This is a genomic window from Pseudoalteromonas sp. NCIMB 1079, from assembly GCF_040567695.1.
Lineage (GTDB): Bacteria > Pseudomonadota > Gammaproteobacteria > Enterobacterales > Alteromonadaceae > Pseudoalteromonas > Pseudoalteromonas distincta.
Genome location: NZ_JBEWZA010000001.1, coordinates 1,117,872 through 1,140,374, shown reverse-complemented (window position 1 = coordinate 1,140,374; position 22,503 = coordinate 1,117,872). Strand labels below are relative to the sequence as shown.

The 22,503-nt window shown below is 40.6% G+C and carries 13 protein-coding genes; 3 read left to right on the top strand and 10 right to left on the bottom strand.

Annotated elements, in window-relative coordinates; translation table 11 throughout:
* The first annotated feature begins 241 nt into the window (after nucleotides 1-241).
* Entirely contained in the window at nucleotides 242-3,682 is a 3,441-nt protein-coding gene (locus tag ABX891_RS05300) for a PAS domain-containing hybrid sensor histidine kinase/response regulator (RefSeq protein ID WP_354629042.1), read from the top strand.
* Between the two features lie 130 nt (nucleotides 3,683-3,812).
* Here ABX891_RS05300 and ABX891_RS05295 read toward each other — a convergent pair whose 3' ends face one another.
* From ABX891_RS05295 to ABX891_RS05280, 4 genes are all read right to left on the bottom strand, one after another.
* On the bottom strand, nucleotides 3,813-6,458 hold the full coding sequence (locus tag ABX891_RS05295) for a DUF2339 domain-containing protein (protein ID WP_354629041.1): 2,646 nt from the start codon (nucleotides 6,456-6,458) through the stop codon (nucleotides 3,813-3,815).
* 126 nt (nucleotides 6,459-6,584) lie between these two features.
* A complete protein-coding gene (locus ABX891_RS05290; protein ID WP_354629040.1) occupies nucleotides 6,585-7,946 on the bottom strand; it encodes a hypothetical protein in 1,362 nt (453 codons plus the stop codon).
* Nucleotides 7,947-8,109: 163 nt separating this feature from the next.
* On the bottom strand, nucleotides 8,110-9,015 hold the full coding sequence (locus tag ABX891_RS05285) for a GGDEF domain-containing protein (RefSeq protein WP_354629039.1): 906 nt from the start codon (nucleotides 9,013-9,015) through the stop codon (nucleotides 8,110-8,112).
* Between the two features lie 97 nt (nucleotides 9,016-9,112).
* The gene (locus tag ABX891_RS05280; protein ID WP_354629038.1) at nucleotides 9,113-9,697 is read right to left on the bottom strand and encodes a YqaA family protein; all 585 of its coding nucleotides are present in this window, start codon (nucleotides 9,695-9,697) and stop codon (nucleotides 9,113-9,115) included.
* Between the two features lie 555 nt (nucleotides 9,698-10,252).
* Here ABX891_RS05280 and ABX891_RS05275 point away from each other — a divergent pair.
* Nucleotides 10,253-11,488, top strand: coding sequence for a TMEM143 family protein (locus ABX891_RS05275; protein ID WP_354629037.1), 1,236 nt, complete (start codon nucleotides 10,253-10,255; stop codon nucleotides 11,486-11,488).
* Nucleotides 11,489-11,575: 87 nt separating this feature from the next.
* Here the strand turns inward: ABX891_RS05275 and ABX891_RS05270 are convergent, their stop codons facing one another.
* The 5 genes from ABX891_RS05270 to ABX891_RS05250 form a co-directional block, all read right to left on the bottom strand.
* Entirely contained in the window at nucleotides 11,576-14,722 is a 3,147-nt protein-coding gene (locus ABX891_RS05270; protein ID WP_354629036.1) for an efflux RND transporter permease subunit, read from the bottom strand.
* Nucleotides 14,723-14,730: 8 nt separating this feature from the next.
* On the bottom strand, nucleotides 14,731-15,978 hold the full coding sequence (locus ABX891_RS05265) for an efflux RND transporter periplasmic adaptor subunit (RefSeq protein WP_354629035.1): 1,248 nt from the start codon (nucleotides 15,976-15,978) through the stop codon (nucleotides 14,731-14,733).
* A complete protein-coding gene (locus ABX891_RS05260; protein WP_354629034.1) occupies nucleotides 15,975-17,228 on the bottom strand; it encodes a TolC family protein in 1,254 nt (417 codons plus the stop codon). Before ABX891_RS05260 ends, ABX891_RS05265 begins: the two co-directional genes overlap by 4 nt.
* A gap of 159 nt (nucleotides 17,229-17,387) precedes the next feature.
* The gene (locus ABX891_RS05255; RefSeq protein ID WP_354629033.1) at nucleotides 17,388-17,708 is read right to left on the bottom strand and encodes a hypothetical protein; all 321 of its coding nucleotides are present in this window, start codon (nucleotides 17,706-17,708) and stop codon (nucleotides 17,388-17,390) included.
* An 80-nt stretch (nucleotides 17,709-17,788) separates the two neighbouring features.
* Nucleotides 17,789-18,607: an AraC family transcriptional regulator gene (locus tag ABX891_RS05250; RefSeq protein ID WP_354630109.1), complete on the bottom strand. Its 819-nt coding sequence runs from the start codon at nucleotides 18,605-18,607 to the stop codon at nucleotides 17,789-17,791.
* 112 nt (nucleotides 18,608-18,719) lie between these two features.
* Between ABX891_RS05250 and ABX891_RS05245 the strand changes: the two genes are divergently transcribed.
* Nucleotides 18,720-21,806 (top strand): beta-galactosidase, encoded by a 3,087-nt coding sequence (locus ABX891_RS05245; RefSeq protein ID WP_354629032.1) that lies wholly within the window; start codon nucleotides 18,720-18,722, stop codon nucleotides 21,804-21,806.
* Between the two features lie 52 nt (nucleotides 21,807-21,858).
* On the opposite strand, the gene ABX891_RS05240 is transcribed toward ABX891_RS05245, so the two are convergent.
* Nucleotides 21,859-22,305 (bottom strand): DoxX family protein, encoded by a 447-nt coding sequence (locus tag ABX891_RS05240; RefSeq protein WP_039490309.1) that lies wholly within the window; start codon nucleotides 22,303-22,305, stop codon nucleotides 21,859-21,861.
* Nucleotides 22,306-22,503 lie beyond the last annotated feature (198 nt).

Below are 22,503 nucleotides of genomic sequence, written 5' to 3'. Positions count from 1 at the left end.
TTCAATTACTTAGGCTGTTTTTGTAAGCTGGCTTTATGATTAAATTGATAAGTTGGTCATTAATGCGACATTAGTCTAATGCTCAAGGGTGTTTTATTTTTACTGTTAATATTCAGTAAGATATAAATAAAATAAAAGTTTTATTTTAAATTCAACCCTCACACTTAACCTCAGTTCTGGTATTGTGTTAATCCCTCATAGGGATGAGGGATTATTTAAAATAATAAGGTTTAATAACAACATGACTGCCGTACTCATTATTGTTGCTTTAAGTTATATAGGTGTGCTGTTTTGGCTTGCCAATTGGGGCGATAAAACAACCCCTTTAGCAAAGCGTATTAGCCATCACCCATTTGTGTATTCACTCTCACTCGGGATTTACTGTACCTCTTGGACTTATTACGGTTCGGTAGGAACAGCCGCCACCAGCAGTTGGAATTACTTGCCAATATTATTAGGCCCTGCGTTGCTGTTTTTATTCGGCCAAGGATTTTTACGTAAGCTGGTACTGGTAAGTAAAAAACAAAATATAACGACTATTGCTGACTTTATTTCAGCTCGTTACGGCAAACGTCAAACTACAGCAATAATGGTTACTGTAATCGCATTACTGGCAACCATTCCCTACATTGCACTGCAATTAAAAGCGCTTAGTACAAGCTTTTTACTTTTGCAAAACAGTAATAAAATATCCGGCGATATGCTCGCGCTTTCTGCCACACTAATTATGGCTTTATTTGCTATATTTTTTGGTACTCGCAAAGTTGATGTAACTGAATATCGCTCTGGCTTAATGCTCGCTGTTGCATTTGAATCTATGATCAAACTTATTGCTCTTATTGCCGTTGCGGGGCTTGCAGTATTTACAATTTTTAATTTACCCGAAGCCACCACGAACAAAGTAACTGAGTCTATTTGGGGTCACTGGAGCGATTTTAACTTTTTTAGCTTTAACTTTATTGGCCAGTCTTTAATGGCTGCAGCGGCTATTATATGTTTGCCTCGCCAGTTTCATGTAACCGTGGTCGACAACCAAAACAAACGCCACTTACTTACCGCTCGCTGGGCTTTTCCGCTGTATTTACTACTAACAGCCGCAATGATTTTACCTATTGCGACTGCGGCCATTCATCCTGAAATTGGCAGCGGCTATTCACCCGACAGCTTTGTACTTGCCCTACCGCTAATTAACGACAACGCCTTTTTAATCACCTTTGTATTTATAGGTGGACTATCGGCCGCCACCGCAATGATAGTGGTAGCAACGCTTACATTAAGCACGATGATCTCAAACGATGTGGTACTGCCGTTAATGCTGCGTAGAAAGTTTAAACGTAACTTAATTACCAGCAGTTATAAGTCTCACATATTACTTGTAAGGCGCTTTGCTATTGCAGGCATATTAATTTTGGCCTATTTCTATCAGCAATGGTTTGGCCATAGTAGCGCACTGGCCAGTATGGGCTTGGTGGCGTTTTCACTTGTTACCCAATTGCTGCCCTCTATTGTGGGTGGTTTATATTGGCGAAAAGGTCATGCTTATGGGGTGTATGCGGGTTTGGTAGCAGGCTTTATTTGCTGGATACTATTTTTAATGCTGCCAATACTCGATGCCGGCACAACCCTTGATAGCGAGCTGCAACAAACGCTTATAACGCGTGGAACCTTGATAGCTTTGTTTGCCAATATTGGTTGTTATATTAGTTTTTCACTTGGGGCTGAGGAGCGCTTAATTGATAAAATTCAGGCCGCTGCTTTTATTAACCCTAAAGATCAGGCTATTTTATCAAGGCGCTTAAATAAAGACGTAAAAGCCACCGTTTACGACTTTAAAATACTACTGCAAACCTTTCTAGGTATTCAGCGCAGCCAACAAGTGTTGGCCCATTACGCACTCGCCCATCATTTAAGCGATAACAACGCACACCCAGAGCCTGAATTTATAGCTTACTGCGAACGCGCATTAACGGGCGTGCTTGGTGCATCGTCGGCACAAGCGTTAATACATACGGTATCGTCGGGTAAACGTATGGCGTTTGAAGAAGTAGTAAACTTTTTTGACGAAACCACACAAGCGCTGCAATTTAATCAAAACCTGTTATTTACCTCACTCGAAAATTTAAGCCACGGTATTTCAGTTGTTGATAAAGATTTAAAACTCGTTGCATGGAACAAACGCTACAATGAAATGTTTGGCTACCCTGAAGGCTTTTTAGAAGTAGGCCAACCCATAGAAGACATTATTAGATACAACGCTAACCGTGGTGAATGTGGCCCCGGTGAAATAGAACGCCAAGTAGAAAAACGTGTACAGCATTTAAAATATGGCAGCTCGCATCATTTTATTCGCCACCGTCGTAATGGCCAAGTATACGAAATGATTGGTAATCCGCTGCCCGATGGCGGATTTGTTACCAGCTTTTCAGATATTACAAACCACATAAGTACGCAAAATGCGCTTGAAGAAGTAAACATGGATCTTGAAAACCGCATAGAAGCACGTACTCAAGAAGTGCAAACTATCAATAAAGACTTACAAGCTCAAATAGATAGCCGTGTACAAACTGAGCAAGCACTTACTTTAGCTAAACGAGAAGCAGAGCAAGCCAACGACAGTAAAACGCGCTTTTTAGCACTGGCGAGCCACGACATTTTACAGCCGTTAAATGCAGCACGTTTATACCTTGCCGCTATTGACGAAAAACAGCTCGACAGCACTAACCAAAACAGCTTTGAAAAACTAGGCGACAGTCTCGATTCAACCGTGCATTTAATGTCGGCATTGCTTGAAATAGCTAAGCTTGAGCAAGGCGCTATGACCCCTACCCCTCGCCACTTTTATATTGAAGATATTTTAGCGCCATTGCAAAGTGAATACGCTATTTTATCAAGTGATAAAGGCCTTAAACTTAGTGTGCGTTCAAACCAACAAATTGTGCACAGCGATATAACCTATTTGCGCCGAATTATTCAAAACTTGGTCTCTAATGCAGTTAAATACACCGACAATGGCCGTGTATTAATTGCCTGCAGGAACCGAAAGCACAATTTACGAATAGAAGTATGGGATACAGGCCCCGGTATTAGCGAAGTAGAGCAAGCCAAAATATTTAACGACTTTTACCGTGTGGAGTCGGGCGATAACAAAGGCGTAGGCTTAGGCTTAGGTGTTGTAAAACGTATGGCTGACTTATTAAGTTTGCCGCTTGATGTGCATTCTGAGCCAAATAAAGGTAGCCGCTTTAGCATTGAGGTACCTTATGGCGATAAGCTGTTCGTACAACAAAAAAGTACTACAAACAGCCTAATAGAAAACCGTGCAGCTATTAATATTGTTGCCGTAGACGACGACCCTGAAAATTTAGCAGCAATGGCAAGCTTACTTAAAAAGTGGCAAGCTAATTACACCCTTTTTGATAACGTAGATAATGTACTGGCGCATGCTAAGCAAAACGGTGCACCCGATGTTATTTTAATGGACTACCAATTAGGCAATGACTGCGATGGCATAACGCTAATTAAAACCCTGCGCGAAATTTGGCAAAGCCAAGTCCCTGCTATTTTAATTACCGCCGTGCGCGACACCGAGCTTAAACAGGAAACCAAAGCCGCTAATATTCATTATTTAAGTAAGCCAATTAAACCGGGCAAACTAAAGGCACTGCTTAATCACAGTACATAATAAGCTAGTAAAAAGTGATCTAGTTAAAAGTATTCTAGTTAAAAGTGTTCTAGTTAAAAGCTATCAAGTAATAGCGTAAAACAAAAAGCCCAGTATCTTCTGGGCTTTGCTTTATAAAGTATTCATAAAGTTAAACTTGATTTACTCGGCTTCTAATCTTTTGGAACAACCAACTTAACCCCACCAACGAAAGCCCTAATCCAATAAACGAAAGCGCTTTAAGTAAGCCCTCCAAGTTAGCCATATCAATTAAAAACACTTTAACAATAACTGCAGCTAGTATGCCTAGGCCTACTTTTTGTATTAATAATTGATTTTTTAAATGACCAAAAATAACAGTACCCGCCCCCATTACTAACCAAATAACAGAGTAGCTATAGAGCTCTGCATTGCTCGCCCCTTTTGATAAGTATATGTAAGGACCTTGCCAGTATTGACGAATAAAGCTGTTTATTGCCAATAATATAAAGCCACCTGCAACGGCCAATATAAATGGCGTAGCTTTAGCATTTATTGGTTTTACAAGCTTGGCCAGCCAAAACGTTAATCCTGCAGGTACTAACCACAATAGTAATAACCAGTTAAATATTGGCAGCTCACCTATGTAAAGTGATTCAAATAATGGGTTATCGTCAAGCAGTGTTTTAATAGCAAAAAGCCCTGCTAACCCTGCAAGTACAAAGCCCGCCACTTTATATAACTTAGCTAAAGTACCGGCAAGTTTTGCTCTGTGTAAATACACACACCCTAATGCCAGCCAGTTACAGGTAAGGAGTATTTGTTCGTAAAAGTTAAGTGAATCAAATTGCGGATAATGCCCTACTAACTGATAACTTGTTTCGGTAGTAATAAAAAGCGCTAAACAATGAAGAGCTGCACCTTCGAGCCATATTTTAAGTTTTGATGAGTCAAAGCACTTAGCTGCGGCAAAAAATAACGCGATACATAACGGGTAAACCACAATACTCCAATGCAAGCCAAATACCGTTAACGCATCGTAGCTTGGTGTCCAAGGCGCAAGCGTTAAGCGCAGTAATAACGCAGCAACCAAGGCTTTTATAGGCCAATGCGGCATAGGCACTTTATAGCGCTTAATAAGTACGCTTATAAGTAATACTTGTACAGCAAGAGCAATGGTTAGGCCGCTGTCACTTAGTAGCATGGTAATTGCTAACGTAATATTGGCATTAGCGCCTACCCAATAAGTAAAACGCTGAAATAGCGTTGTATTATGCTGCGCGAGCTTTATTAAAATAGCTGCCACTATAAACAATACAACGGCCCAAAGTGGATATGCAGTACTTAACGCAGAATTAGGAATAAGCGTATATAAAGTCGCTATCATTACAAATGCACTAAATGCCCCCGTAATATGAAACGCTAAACGCTTAATCTGTTTTTTACCGTAATAAAGCCCAAAAGCGGTAAGTAACAATCCGAGTAATAAACCCAAACCGTATTCATTTTTGAATATAAAGAGTGCGTCATCAAATAGATTTGGCGAAAGATGCGTGCGCTGAGCGCCTAACACTAATAGCGTTGAAATAACTAACGCTACGCCCTGCCAAATATCCCAACGGCTATTTTTAAGGACTAAAAACAACACCAATACAATACTTAACACGCCGATTGCTTGCCACTGCATATCAAAGTGACTGATCAACATAGTAAATATTAAGGGCGCTATAAAAGCGAGTAGTAATGCATGATCTGGAAGCGCTTTAATTAAGCGTTTTAAACTGTGCGGGCGATGTTCAATCACATTCAGTTTTAGACCTAAGCGCGGTATAGCAATTAACCCAATAATACTCAGTAGAGCAAACGTTCCCATTAACCAAACGGTATCAACTTTAAGTAGCGTAAAACCAAATAAATACCAGCCAATGTGCCCAGCCCATAGTAAATACCATAGCCAAATACGTTGTACTTTATGTGCAACTAACGCAGCAGACAAACTTACAAAGCCAACATACATAAATAATGCAAACAAGTTACCACTGCCAGTACTAACCCATATTGGTACACTATAAGCGCCAATAATACCTAATACTGCTAATAATGGGCCGAGCCTAAGCGCCATTGCACTTGCACTAATCGCTATAATAGCTAACGCAAAAAATGCCACGGTAGGGCTAAGCATATCGTAGCTACTGTAAGCTAAAAGCGTTAAAGCAAAACAGGTAATAAACCCGCCGCTTGCAAGCGCTGCGGGTATATAATTATTAAAGCCTTCAAATACAATGCGTTTATGGTGTAAATAAGCTGCGGCTGCAATTAGGCCAAGCCCAAATAAGCCACCTAAACTCAACCTCATTACAGGCGATAGTAACCCCGCTTCTAGGCTGTATTTAGCTAAAAATATGCCCCCAAACGCAAGCGCTATTGCGCCTATCCACGTCATCCAGTTCTCTTCAAACCCTGCGCGCAATTTATTAAATAGTAATTCTATGGCTGATGCTTCAGCTGGTTTGGCTTTTTTAGGAGGCGCTGATGGCTGATTTATTACAGGTGGCGACGCATTTTGGGACGTTAAGTTTGGCTGTGCTTTATGAGCAATTGGCTTTGATCTTGAAAGCGCTGCCTGAGCCGTAGATAATCCACTTTGAGGTTCACTTTGCGATATCGATTTATGTGTTTGTAAGTGTGTTACTTTTGCCCTTAAAACAGCAACTTCTTGTTTTAATCCATTTAACTGCACTAGCGCTATTAAGCCGCAAATAGCACCGGCAACTACAACCAGTATTACTATGACGGCTAACCCAACTAAATCATCCATGGCACACTCTTATTAATTATTATGCCCTGAGTGTACCTAATTATTAATGAGTAGGTAAATTTTGTTCAATAAAAAAACCTAAGCACTTAAAGTGCTTAGGCTTTATGCTACTTTATATGTTTAGGTTTATTCAACACTATCGGTAATAGTGCGCTCTAGGGTCATCTTATAACCTGAGCTTGTTGTTTCATCATGCTCTAAAATCAATATGTAGTTACCCTCTTGTGTAAAGTCCATATCGCTTTGTTGAATAAGCACAATTTGCTGGCCGTTGTCTTCGTAAACAACATAAACCGTGTAAATTTCATTATCTACAACCTGCTCTTCTTGGTCATACTTATCTAGGCCATCGACTACGTTACTGGTGTCGTCTACCGTTTCGCCGTTAAGTGTAAAGTACACATCTACATCTGAAACCGATTGCCCTGCGTAGCTTTCAATTAGGTTTACAACCGATACCGTATGGCTGTAACTGCTTGGTGTTAGATTTTCTTCAACGCTCATCATACGTAAACCGTTATCAACGTCGTTATAGAAAATACCCACCGCACTTTGCTCGCGCTCTAGCGTCATTAAAAAGTTATCAGCTAGTTTTGTACCTTCTTCGTCGTACATCGCTACGCTGTAACTATTAGGCGAAAGTTCAACATAATCGGTATAAGAGTCACTAGCGACTGTATTTGTTGTATTTACAGTTGTACCTCGTGTAGCAGAAAAGCTTACTGGCGAGTAGTCATCAACGGTATTTATAAAACGTAATTGCCCTAGGGCAGATTGATGTTTAAGCTCAGTAACGTAGTTATTATCGGTTACTACATCAAGCGTAATACCGCCCTCTTCTGTTGCATAACTTGGGCGGATCATTGCTACATAACTTGCTTCATCGTATAAATAAACAGATGACGACTCGTACACAACATCACTGCTGCCCGCTTCTGTTATGTAAATAGTGTAATAACCTTCATCAACGCTTTGCAGATCTAACTCACTTAAATATTGAGCCGATGAAAAAAGTGTCGCGCTTTCAAATACGCCATCATCAGTTGCTAAGTAAATATCGTAGTTAGTATCCTCACCTGCAATATTGTAAAACCCTAAGTTAAACTCACCCGTATCGCTTGAGATAGGTACGCTAAGCTCTGTAAATGTAGGCTCATCAAAGTTACCACTCATTACTACTAACTGTGTTTTGTCACCCTTAATAGAAATTTCTTGATCGCTAATTGTTATATAGCTGTCGTTAGCATCTAGATACTCAAAACTTACATCATAAGTGTCAGTGCTGTAGTTATGGCGAGTAGTTACATCAGCAAAATCAGCGCCTGAGCGCTCTGTTTCTTCAACAAACAAACGTGTGTATGGGCTATTGTAAGAGCCGTTATACAATTGGATGTAACCTGTAGAGCTTGAGCTATCGCCAGAGCCACAGCCCGACAAAATAGTAATTAGACTTAAGGGTAATGCAGCTTTTAAAAGGGAGTTGGTCATTAAGGTTATTCCTTATTATTAATATCCCCATTATGACCCAAACATTCTATTTTAATTTCATGATTTACAAAGCATTACCCTCACTGACATTTCCTTACGAAAACGTTAAAAAGTGTAGTAAATGTGCAAACAATAAGGACGTGTTTTTATATAATTAAAACGCTTACGGGGCAATTTCAAAACGATCTCGGCCACTCTTCTTAGCTAAATATAAAGCTTGATCAGCGCGCTTCATTACTTTATCTAAAGGCTCATTAGGCGTTTGCATTGCAACACCTATACTTACTGTTAGGTGACGAGAGTTTTGAATATTTATGGTGTGCGCAAGATCAATTAATTGCTGCGAAAAATCACACGCTTGCGTCATATTATTTGTAGGCAAGTAGCCACCAAATTCTTCACCACCGAGGCGAGCAAATTTGTTTTGGTGCGTAAAAGCATTGTCGTATTTAGTTGCTAGTTCTTTAAGCACTACATCACCAACATCATGACCAAATTCATCATTAATTGCTTTAAAGTGGTCTATATCTACAATTAAAATAACGTAAGGTGAGTGCTGAGCATCTTTAGCGTGCTGATAAAAATAACGTCTGTTATGTACCTTGGTTAAATCATCAATAATTAGCTCACGCGCTAATCGATTATTAATACTTTGTACAAAGCGCATTGTTTTAAATAAACCATAGGAAGTTAAAAGCATGCCGCTGGTTCTGCATAAATCTTCAAAATAAATACTTACCCAGTAAGGCTGTATCACTATCTCATCGATTAAATCAGCTGTATTACCCATGGACCAGAGCATTAATCCGAGAGTCGAAAATGTATATGCAAACTTTGAAAGTTTGGAGCACTGAACCATCCAAAATAAAAAAATAAGAACAATTAAATTAATAAAATCAGTTGTAAAACCGTAAACATTATTTTGAACTTGTAAGGGAGGAAAGTTAGTTAGGGAGTAGGCTGAAAAAATAACAATATAAGCTAATAAAAATAGGCTTACAGTTTTATTTTTCCAGCTCATTTTAAAAAAATTAGAAAGCCTGATAGTGAGTTTTACAGTTTCAATCATATTACCCCTAAGCTTTTCGATACTATATTAAAAAACTATAGCACATTACCAAAAAGGCTTATTAGAATAAGCTGGTTAATAACCTTTAATAATGAGCTTAAATCACCAAGCTTAATCCCCAAATTCCTAACACAAGTAACGTTATTAAAACCATTGCCTTAGTTTTGTGTTTACTAATGATTCGCTCAGCTTCATTACCTGCATAATAAACAATAATAGCCAGACCAAAGTAACGAATAGAACGCGCAATACCCGAGGCCAACAAAAACAGCCAAATAGAGTACTTAGTCGCGCCAGCTGCAAGCATCGCTATTTGAAACGGAATAGGCACTATGCCTAGTGTTATTACAAACCAAAAACCTTGATCTTGCATTTGCTGTTTAACGTTTTCAAATTGCTCAGGGCTCGAAAACGTATTAATAATCCAATCGCCAACCGCATCAAATAAATAGTAACCCAATGCATAACCAAACAATGCACCCACTATGCAGCCTAAGGTCGCCATTAGTGCTATAAGCCATAGCTTTTCTCGACGAGCCTGCATAAGAGGCACAAGCACTGCTTCAAGTGGAATAGGAACTATGGTTGACTCTAAAAACGACGCCACTGTAATACCGCTAAGCATATGCTTAGAGTCAATAAAATTACGCGTTTTTTCTTTTAGCTTTTTTTGAATGGCCATAGTAAATCCTTTTCACTTATCAGTAAGAACAAAAGTATTCAATAAGCCAATAATTACATATTTAGGTTAATACACGCTGAAAACAGTGTACTAAATTTACAGGTCCTAGGGCGTATTGATCTTTGTGGATTGAAATTTGTTCAATCCAAGGAAGATTAAATCGCGGCGCGAGGTTTGTAACCTAGTGGGCTCGGTAACTGCTCCTGCATTACCCTACTGGCTTACATCCATGTTAGAATAAGTAAAAGTCGAGCAAAGCTTCCGCGTCCTGCTCACGCCCCTTACCTACATCCATGTAAGCAACAAAGAGTTAATCGTCCCTAGAAAGAATCCAGAGGGCAGCGCATATTTGGTATTTATGCTGCGTTATCGCCTTATTTATGGGGAATAACCACACTACATAGGCTCTGCCTTGCCTAAAAACCAAATACACAGCTGCAAATTCAACCACCAATGATCAATACTCCCTACTGCGTTAACAAATTAGTAATATCCATATGAATATTTTATTATGTGTCAATGCAGTTAAATACCTACCAAAGCAGTTAAAAACTTATGCAAAGTGCGCGTTTTATTCCTTTTAGAAAACAAGATATTGTCGATATGTGTAGCGAAGAGCTTAAAAGCAGTACACAAAAAACATCGTTTAAACAATTTTGTGATTTACTAGCAAGCCTTATTCATTACGATTACCACTCAACACTTGAGTCACTTAAAAACAACTACGCCCCTTTTGATCCCAACAGTGACACGCGATCGTTAGCGCCAGTATCGGAGGATCAAAAAGCGCAGCGCCAACATGAGTTTGCTAAAGATTTTGCTAAGGTGCTTAATGCCGCTAATTTTGAAGTGATAACCAATGAAGACTTACAAGATGCATTAAATGAAGAGTCATTATTTAAGGTGCGCCTTGAAGTTGAATTTGACGACTTTGAAGAAGTGGTATTTTATCGCCGTGGCGAGTCGCAACTCACTGAAACTATTACCAGCTTTTGGGGCTTGCGTAAAAAAACGCTGAACTTTACTAATTACGACCGTGTTGCCGTGTTTATTCGCTTTAAAGATAGCGCTTATTTTGAAGCTAAAAATAAAACGCCAATGGGATTTGAGCCAAGCTCGACCATAGTTAAGCTGTTTCAAAATGTTCCAAAAGCCGACCTTGAAATGCTATTTCCTAATAGCGAAGTACGCATGCGCCCTATTGATAAAATGATTATTGGCTCATCGGCTTTAGTTGGTGGTGCGGTGGTACTTATAACTAAGCTTGGCGCATCAATTTTATTGTTATTTGCTTTGTTTGCCTTTTGGGGTGGTTTTAGAAGTGAGGCTGTAGAAATGACGCAACAACACTTTATTACTTTTGCTATTGGTATGGGGATATTTGGCAGCTTTATTTTTAAAGAATGGAGTAAGTTTAAAAACCGTAAAATTAAATTTATGAAAGCGCTTAGCGATAACCTCTACTTTAAAAACCTTGATAATAATGCCGGTGTTTTTCACACCCTTATTGACGCCGCCGAAGAAGAAGATATAAAAGAAGCCCTGCTTGCGTATACCTTTTTACTAAAATCAGAAAGCGGCTTAACCGCCCAAACGCTTGATGAACAAATAGAGCATTGGTTTAAAAGCAAATACCAGTGCGATCTTGATTTTGAAATTAGCGACGCACTTGAAAAGCTGGTACGTATGCGTTTGGTAACGTGCACTAGTGATGTGTATAGCGCAATAAATTTAGAACACGCAAAAACGATATTAGATGAGCGTTGGGATAATCTGTTTCAATATAATTAATGTAGTATTTTTTGCTAAATAATACCCAAATAAAAAAGCAGCTGTAAGTACAGCTGCTTTTTTTATTACATTATCAATAGCTAGTATTTAAGCTAATTCAGCTTCTGCTTTTTTAGTAAATTTAGAATGTACTAACTTATAAAGCGCGGGCAAAATTAACAGTGTTAGTAATGTTGATGAAATAATCCCGCCAACCACTACTGTCGCGAGAGGTTTTTGCATTTCAGAACCCGTTCCCGAATTAAGCGCCATAGGTATAAAACCTAAACTTGCCACCAGCGCCGTCATCAGTACTGGGCGCAGGCGCTGTAGTGCACCGCTGTGAATTGCTTCAAACAAACTTAAACCATCGCTTCGTAACTGCTTAATAAACGACAGCATAACTACGCCGTTTAATACCGCTACACCGCTTAGGGCAATAAAGCCGACACCTGCTGATATTGAAAGCGGCATATCGCGCAGCAATAACGCAAGCACACCACCCGTTAATGCCAGTGGCACACCACTAAATATAATCAATGAATCACGAAGCGATCCAAAGGCGCTATACAGTAAGCCAAATATAAGCAGTAAAGTGACCGGCACAACCAACGACAATCGCTTACTTGCCGATTGTAGCTGCTCAAACGTGCCGCCGTATTCAAGCCAATAGCCACTTGGTAAGTTAAGTGATTCATTCATGCTCGCTTGCGCATCACTTACAAAGCTTGCTAAATCGCGCCCCTCTACATTGGCAGTTACCACGACGTTGCGCTTACCACTTTCGCGGTTTATTTGATTAGGCCCTTTATCAATACTAATATTTGCTACTTCGCCAAGCGGTACAAATGCAAGGTCGGGGTTAGCACTTTTAGGCACGGCCACTGGCAAACGCGCAAGCTGTGATACATCGCTTGACCAACGTTCATCTAAACGCACTAATAACGAAAAACGTTTATCGCCCTCGTAAATTAGTCCGGTTTGCACACCACCAACAGCGGCGGCAAGTGTTTGTTGAATATCGTTTACGCTTAAACCCAATAACGCCATGTGGTCGCGCATTGGTGTTACCGAAAGTGTTGGCAATCCTTCCATTTGCTCCAAACGTACATCGGTAGCGCCTGCAATATTACGCATTAGCCCTGTGGCTTTTTCGCCAAACTCTTTAAGTACGCTTAAGTCGTCACCATAAATACGCAGTGCCACATCGGCGCGCACGCCAGCAATTAACTCGTTAAAGCGCATTTCTATTGGTTGTGTAAATTCGTAATTATTACCAGGTACATCGTTAACACGGGTACGAATTTGCTGAACCAATTCTGCTTTAGTGAGTGCTGGATTAGGCCACTCTTCTTGCGGTTTAAGTATTAAAAAAGTATCGGCAACATTGGGCGGCATAGGATCGCTTGCTACATCGGCAGTACCAATTTTTGAAAATACGTTAGCAACCTCAGGCTGATCTAATATGGCTTGCTCAAGCTCTTTTTCCATTTGCACAGATTGCTCAATACCGGTGCCAGTAATGCGCAGCGCATGCATAGCAATATCGCCCTCATCAAGCTGCGGTAAAAATTCTGCCCCCATATTTTTAACTTTAAAACCAAGCACTAATACTAATGCAGTGGCAATACCCACCATAAGCCACGGTAATTTAAGCGATATACCAAGTAATGGCTTATACACTTTTTTAACGCCGCGCATGACTGCGTTTTCGGTTTCATTAACCTTACCGCGAACAAATACCGCAATAGCAGCAGGTACAAAGGTAACGCCAAATATAAGCGCGCCTATTAATGCAGCAACTACAGTAAACGCCATTGGTTGAAACATTTTGCCTTCAACACCGCTTAGTGCAAATAAAGGTAAGTAAACCAGCATAATAATAACAATACCAAATACAGCCGGTGTAAATACTTCTTTGGTGGCGGCGGTCACTACATTTAGACGCTCATTTAAGGTAAGTAGCCTGCCATGTTTATGCTGAGCTACACCCAATTGGCGCAGGCAGTTTTCAACTACAATTACAGCGCCATCAACAATTAAACCAAAGTCGATTGCGCCTAGGCTCATTAGATTACCCGATACGCGATTACCCACCATACCTGTAACGGCAAACAACATACTCAACGGAATAACCATTGCCGTAATAAGCGCGCCCGTTACATTGCCCAGCAGTAATAGCAAAACTACTATCACTAAAACGGCACCTTCAAATAAGTTGGTTTGCACGGTTGCTATGGTTTTATCAACAAGCGTAGTACGGTCGTAAACCGCTTCAACAATAACGCCAGCGGGTAAGCTTTTTTGCACATCAACTAACTTATCAGCCATAGCTTTTGCCACCACGCGGCTGTTTTCGCCAATGAACATCATGGCGGTGCCGAGCACGGTTTCTTCGCCGTTATAAGTCGCCGCACCGGTTCTAAGCTCTTTACCTAAAAGCACGTTAGCCACATCTTTAATGCGTACAGGTGCGTCGTCGCGCTTAGCAACAACGGTATTGGCTATGTCATCAATGGTTTTTAGCTGCCCTGGCGAGCGTACTAAATATTGCCCATCAAAGCGCTCAATATAGCCTGCGCCTCGGTTACTGTTATTGACCTCAAGTGCACTAATCACATCGCTAATAGTAAGCTTATAGGCAATGAGTTTTTCGGGCACTGGCGCTACTTGGTATTGACGCTCAAAACCACCTTGGCTGTTTATTTCGGTTACGCCTTTTACTTTTAAAAGCTGCGGACGAATAACCCAATCTTGCAAAGTACGTAAGTCTTCGGCGTTGTAGGCGGTGCCATCTTCTTTTAACGCATTAGGCTGTGTATGCACACTATAAGTAAATATTTCGCCTAAACCACTGGCAATAGGGCCCAAGTTTGGCTCTACGTTATTAGGTAAGTCGGAGCGAATACTTTGAATACGCTCACCTATTTGCTGGCGCGCCCAATAAATATCGGTGCCTTCATCAAAAATAACCGTTACTTGCGAAAGCCCATAACGCGAAAGCGAACGGGTATAATCAAGCTTAGGTATGCCCGCCATGGCGGTTTCGACTAAGTAGGTAATGCGTTGCTCTACCTCTAATGGCGTAAACCCCTGCGCTTTGGTATTAATTTGCACTTGTACGTTAGTTATATCGGGTACTGCGTCTACCGCTAAATTTTGAATGTTGTATACACCAAATCCAGCAAATAAAAATGTAAGCGCAAGCACCAGCATGCGGCGTTTAACCGCAAAAGAAACTATCCAATTAATCATGGTGCCTCCTAGTGAGCGTGGCTTGCGCCGCTTTTTAAAATATCGGCTTTAATTACATAACTATTGTCTGTTACGTATTCGCTACCTGCATTTAAGCCTGTAAGTACTTCTACCCACTCGCTATTTTTTGCACCTAAGGTAACGGGACGCACTTCAAATACATTATTTTTACGAACAAACACACTGGGTTGACCGTTAAATTCTTGAATTGCTTGTGGCTTAACACGCACGCTGGCATTTATTTTAGCCACACTTACATCGCTATTTATATGCATGCCTGGGCGCCAATGCCCGTCTGGGTTATTAAGCTCTATACGGGCACGCGCTATGTGCCCGCCAGTCATCATTGGGGCTATAAAAAACACTTTGCCTTGCGTATTTAAATGATGATGCAAGTCGTACACTTTAGCGCTTTGCCCTATGACTAGCTTTTCAATGTTTTCGGGAAAAGCCGACAGCTCAACCCATACTTTATCAAGGTTAACTACTTGCATAAGTGCGCTGGTGCTTGCAAGCTCACCACGCTTTAAATATTGCTCAGTTACAACGCCACTAATAGGGCTTTTAATGGTGTAGTTTTGCAGTGTTTCGCGGTTAGTGATACTTACAAGCGCCTCGCCTTTTTTAACGCTTTGGCCAATGCTTACAAAAATATCGCTGATCAATCCTGTATACGGCGCCATTACTTCTACTGTGCCGTGCTGGGTTGGCGCAATAACACCAAAAAGCGTGTCGGTAATATCTACCTCACCACTTTGCGCTATCTCAGTTTTAATACCTGCGCGCTCAATAGCTCGCTCTGTTAACGTGGTACGGCCTTCGTGTTGCTCGTACTCATAGCTAATACTCTCACCGTTATAATTAGCAGTAACGGCAAGTACAAATGAATGCGGTTCGTTAATTGATTGCGTGCTTACAAGGTAGTCGCCCTCTGTTATGAACTGTATATTTTGCGGGGCTTCAACTAAGCGCTTTAAACTCATTGTTATGTTTAAGTCGTTTATATTAATCGATTTATTTTGCTTATAGCCGTATACACGTAGCTCAACATTACCTGCAAATTCTTGCAATTTAAGCTCAAGGGTTAATTTAGGGTCAGTTAATAAAAAGCCGCCGTGTGGACCTTGCTTTTTCTCGTGTTGCTCTGTTTCTTTATGACCTGACTCGCCATGTTCAGCAGAGGCAAATACATCAGTGCTTACAAAGCTGTAGGCAAACGAAAGTGATACTAGTAATACGATTATATTTTTATTCATGATTGATGAGTCTCAATTAAAGATTGGCCTGTTAAACGCTCAAGAGTAAGCAGCACTTGGTACAGCTCTGCGTGAGTTGTAATAAGTGTGCGTTTAGAATCAAAAAGTGCTTGTTGAGCATCAAGTAATTGCAACACCGAAATCTGTCCGCGTTGATAACTTTTTAAGCTTTGTTCGATCAATGTTTGTGCCTGAGGAATAATTTGATTAGATAACAGCTTTGCCTGATTAGCTCGGCCTTGATAATAAGCGTACAAAGTACGTACTTGCTGGCGTAGCTGGATGCGTAATTGCCCTTGCTGCTCATTTAAAAGTATGAGCTGACTATTTGCAGCTGCAATATTTCCGCTATTTGAATTACTTAATTGCAGTGGCATAGAAAACGAAAACACTAATGAGCTGGAGTCGCTTTGTTGGTTATAGCGCACGCCTCCCCCTATATTAATATCGGTTTGTCCGTTTGCTTTTTGCAGTGTTAAGTTAGCTGTTTGCTGTAAATATTGCTGCTGTAATAATGCAAATTCAGGGGCTTGGTTAACCGCATCTAAAAGTGCTTGCGCTGATTTAAGCGCAGTAATTGCATTAATATTGCCAGCAAAAGTGTTGTAGGGTTGCTCCTCACTCCACAGCTCGTTAAGCGATAAACTGGCTCGCTCAAATTCACTATTAAGCATGGCTTTATCAAGCTCTACTTGGCTAAGTGCATAACGCATGCGCGTTACATCAGCTTGCGACGCAGCACCCGCATTGGCTCTTTGTTCAATCGCTTTAAGTGCTTGGGTAACTACCTGTTTACGCTCGTTGTTCAAACTTAATAATGTTTGAAATTTAAGCCCTTGATAGTATCGCTCAGCAGTGGTTGCCAATAACGCTAAACGGGTATTTTCATACTGTATTGCTTGGGCTTTAATATTGGCGGTTGCGTAATTAATACGGCTTTGGCGCTTATCGCCCAGCTCTATTAGTTGGCTAAGCCCGAGTGTTATTTCAGCGCCTTGAATGCCACGCGCCTTGTTAGTGCCAAGTAAGTTTTCGGCTTCAACATTCAATACAGGATTAGGCGAAAGTGCAGCTTGAGATTTAAGCGCACTCAATATTTTTTGATGATACGGGTAGCGTTTTAATACCGGATTTTGTTGTTCGGTATTACTCAGCGCTTGTTTAAGGGTTAATGTTTTAACATTCCCCAAAGTACTATAAGCAGGTAACGCGCACATTAGCGCCACCAGCATAATTGGTTTTTTATTCATATAGCGTGTCCGTTTTTAACAAACAGAGTTAACTTGAGCACGGTATTGGCATTAAAAAATCAAACCGAACGTGCATCAAGTAACCTAAATATGCATATAACAGAGCCGAAACAGCGCATAAGCACAGGCTGTTATATACAAAGTATTTAAAATTAAAAACTAACTAAGTGAATTGGGTGGCGGTACATCTGGCGGGTAATTTAACCCGTTATAGCACGCAGGCGAAGTTGCTTTACTTTGCTCTGGGCTTATTGAATGGCTAGAGGTGCTGTTGTAGCCACAATGGCAATGTTGGTGGGCATGAATCTCGGTAGTTGATGTTTTATCGCTTTGGTTATCATCGGCTGTGAAGTCGCCTTGCGATAACGAACTGGTTACGTGATCAACGTCTTCTTGCAAATGATACGCAGCGCCATCACAGCTAATAAAGCTATGTACAAGCACTAATAATATCACTATTAAAAAACGGTTTGAGCGCATTACCTACCTAAAACTCTAAAATGCAATTTAAGAAATCGCACAATACCTTAAATTTATTCAAATGTAGAGAGCCGCTAACGTTATTTTCTAAATTCGCTTGGCGACACACCTACCGACTTCTTAAAACGTTTGGAAAAATTAAAAATATTAGAGTACCCCACATAACTTGCCACATGCGAAATTGGCCAAGCCGTGTTTAACAATAAGTTTTTAGCCCGTTCAATGCGTAAATAAATAAGTTGTTGTATTGGGCTTTTACCAAATTGGGCTTGGCATAAACGGTGTAAATGCGGCGATGAATAATGCACATGTTCGCACATTACCTCTATTGTCCAATCAAACTGCAAGCGCTTGTCTACCTCTTCAAACAAACTAATTAAACGGTTATGCGCCTCGCCTTGTGGGTTGTTTTGCAGCGTAGCATTTAAGTAATGACTTAAAATAGGCGTTACGCTTTCGCGTAAATTAGCATTGGGCTCGCTGTATAAAAGCTCCATAGCAAGGTGTAACGGTTCAAGTTTTTGCTCGGTTAGTACCAGTGCTTGCGCTAAGTTTAAATGCTGCCAACGTTTAGTATTTGCAAGGTTTAACCAAATAACATCCCAATGTTCAGCATCAATTTTCACTTCAAAGCTTTGCTTTGCTGGTAGCACAATAAGTGTATTGGCATTAAGTGTGTACTGCTCATTTTGTGTTGTTAATTTACCCTGCCCTGCAAGCGTATAAAAAAGTGTATGTTCTAGCGGTGCTGAGCGTGCTACGCAATAACGACCCGATAGGTTTGAGCAACCCGCAAGTGCTATTTCAAGGTTTGGCATTTGCGCGAGCGTTTGTGAATCAATAAAGCGTTCTATACAGCGCGGACCAATATCGAGTATGTCTTTAATGTTATAGCGCATAATTACAATGATAGTTTTGGATAAACAAAGGAGAGCTTTAAGCATAACCCCTGCGATTATTTTTAGCTATATTTAGCGCATTATAATTGCCCGCTTATGCAATAGGATAAACATGACCTCTTTACAGCACATAATTAATCGCCGAGATTGGGAAAACCCAATTTCAGTACAAGTTAATCAAGTAAAAGCGCACAGCCCACTCAATGGATTTAAAAGCGTTGACCATGCCCGTACTAACACGCAATCGCAAAAACAAAGTTTAAACGGTCAGTGGGACTTTAAATTATTTGATAAACCCGAAGCAGTTGATGAATCGTTGCTAAGTGAAACACTAAATAGCAACTGGCAAAGTATTACAGTGCCTTCTAACTGGCAATTACACGGCTTTGATAAACCTATTTACTGTAATGTTAAGTACCCATTTGCAGTTAACCCGCCTTTTGTACCAAGCGACAACCCTACAGGCTGTTACCGCACTGAATTTAATATAAGCGAAAGTAAGCTAACTCAGCGTAATCATATTATTTTTGAAGGCGTTAACTCGGCGTTTCACCTGTGGTGTAACGGACAATGGGTGGGTTATTCACAAGATAGCCGTTTACCAAGCGAGTTTGATTTAAGCGAACTATTAGTTGCAGGCACTAACCGTATTGCCGTTATGGTTATTCGTTGGAGCGATGGCAGTTATTTAGAAGATCAGGACATGTGGTGGCTAAGCGGTATATTCCGCGATGTTAACTTACTCACCAAACCGCAAAGCCAAATTCGCGATGTATTTATTACTCCCGATTTAGACGCCTGCTACCGCGATGCAACGCTACATATAAAAACGGCGATTAATGCGCCAAATAACTATCAAATAGCAGTACAGGTTTTTGATGGTGAGCAAGCACTGTGTGAGCCGCAAATACAAAGCACTAATAATAAACGTGTTGACGAAAAAGGCGGCTGGAGCGATGTTGTATTTCAAACAATTGATATACAAAACCCTAAAAAATGGACCGCCGAGACCCCTTATTTATACCGCTGTGTTGTAAGCCTGTTAGATGAACAAGGCAATATTATAGACGCAGAAGCCTACACCATTGGCTTTAGAAAAGTAGAAATGCTGAACGGCCAGCTTTGCTTAAACGGCAAGCCGCTACTTATACGCGGTGTTAATCGCCACGAGCACCATCCTGAAAACGGCCACACAGTAAGCACCGCCGATATAATTGAAGATATTAAGCTGATGAAGCAAAATAACTTTAATGCCGTGCGTACTGCTCATTACCCTAACCACCCTCGTTTTTACGAACTATGTGACGAGCTAGGTTTATACGTAGTTGATGAAGCAAATATAGAAACCCATGGCATGTTTCCTATGGGGCGTTTAGCTAGCGATCCGCAGTGGGCTGGTGCATTTATGTCGCGTTATACACAAATGGTTGAGCGCGATAAAAACCACACCTCAATTATTATTTGGTCACTAGGAAACGAATGCGGACACGGCGCAAATCATGATGCTATGTACGGCTGGTCAAAAAGCTTTGACCCCTCTCGCCCAGTGCAATACGAAGGCGGCGGCGCAAATACAACGGCTACCGACATTATTTGCCCTATGTATGCTCGTGTAGATACCGATATTAAAGATGATGCGGTACCTAAATACTCTATTAAAAAGTGGCTAAGCCTACCGGGTGAAACGCGACCACTTATTTTATGCGAGTACGCCCATGCAATGGGTAACAGCCTAGGTAGCTTTGACGATTACTGGCAAGCATTTAGAGAATATCCGCGCCTACAAGGTGGCTTTATTTGGGATTGGGTAGACCAAGGTTTATCTAAAACTGACGAAAACGGTGAGCATTATTGGGCTTACGGTGGCGATTTTGGTGATGAACTAAACGACCGCCAATTTTGTATTAACGGCTTATTATTCCCTGACCGCACCCCGCACCCTAGCCTATTTGAAGCAAAATACAGCCAACAGCATTTACAATTTACGCTGCGCGAGCAAACTAAAAATCAATACACCATTGATATATTTAGCGATTACGTATTTAGACACACAGATAACGAAAAGCTCGTTTGGCAGTTAATGCAAAATGGCATCTGTGTTGAACAAGGCGAGCATGTACTTAATATTGCTCCGCAAAGTACACACACGTTAACAATTAAAACTAAAACAGCGTTTGAGCAAGGTGCGCAATATCACCTTAATTTAGATGTAGCACTAATTAACAACTGCAGCTTTGCAAGTGCCGAGCATGTATTAAACACCGAGCAGTTTAAGCTTATAAATAGTAATAATTTAAACAGTGAATCATTTACATCAACTACAGAACAAAGCGCTATAAGTGTTAGTGAAACCGACTCTCAACTAAGTATTGAAAACGATAAGTTTAAACTTGTTTTTAGTAAGCAATCAGGGCTTATAGAGCAGTGGTTACAAAACGATACTCAGGTTATTAGTAGCCCACTGGTTGATAACTTTTATCGCGCCCCGCTTGATAACGACATAGGCGTAAGCGAAGTAGATAACCTAGACCCAAATGCATGGGAGGCACGTTGGTTACGTGCAGGTATAGGGCAATGGCAGCGCACATGCAGCTCAATTCACGCAGTGCAATCAAGTGTTGATATACGTATTACATGTGTATTTAATTATGAGTTTAATGGCGTGCTACAAGCTCAAACACAGTGGCTATATACACTAAATAATACCGGCAATATTAGCTTAAATGTTGATGTGCAACTAAACGATACTCTGCCGCCAATGCCGCGTATAGGGCTAAGTACAACGCTTAACAAGCAAAGCGATACAAAAGTAAACTGGCGTGGTTTAGGGCCTTTTGAAAACTACCCAGATCGCAAAGCCGCAGCACGTTTAGGTTATTACAGCTTGAGTTTAAATGAGCTACATACCCCGTATATTTTCCCAACCGATAACGGCGTGCGTAGTGATTGCCAATTACTGAGTATTAATAATTTAACCGTAACCGGTGCGTTTTTATTTGCCGCCAGTGAGTATTCGCAAAGTATGTTAACGCAAGCGAAACACACTAACGAACTCATTGCTGATGATTGCGTACATGTACACATTGATCATCAACATATGGGGGTTGGTGGCGATGATTCATGGAGCCCAAGTACCCATAAAGAATATTTACTTGAGCAAAAGCAGTACAGTTATTCTTTAACATTATCTGCTGAATAATTTAAACAAAAATAGCGGCCAAATTGGCCGCTATTTTTTTAATTAACACACTCTATTTATTAGCGAGCTTTTTAGCTAATACGTTATCAAGAGAAAAGCTTCCCGCTCCTTGAATTGCTAAAACTACAGTTACTACTAGTAAAGTTAATGCGTATTCATAGCCATTGTTTGCCATAAATAAGCCATTACTAATATGTACGCTAAAAATAGCAATCAGCATAGTAAAGCCGGCAACTACAGCAGCTGGGCGAGTTAACAAACCAATTGCTAATGCAATGCCACCAAAAAACTCAGCGCTACCTGCCATCATTGCTAACCAATAGCCAGGCTCTAAACCAATACTCGCCATCCATTGGCCTGTACCTTCAAGCCCGTAACCGCCAAACCAAGCAAATAGCTTTTGTGCACCATGCGCCGCTAAAATAAGGCCAACTGGTACTCGTAAAATTAATGCTGCTACGCCTGCTTTTGAGCTAAGTAATGTGTTTAGTAATTTCATGAGTTTTAGTCCTGTTTAAATTTATTTAATCGTTAGGTTTTTCCTAACCGTTGAGCACAGTTTACTATCATCATTAAAAAACATTAATACGAAATTTATTGGTTAATTAGCAACTCAGTATTTATAATAATCCATAAAAAAACCGCCAACCCAAAGGTTGACGGTTTTTTATTAACGTATTACTTAGGGCGTGTTGAT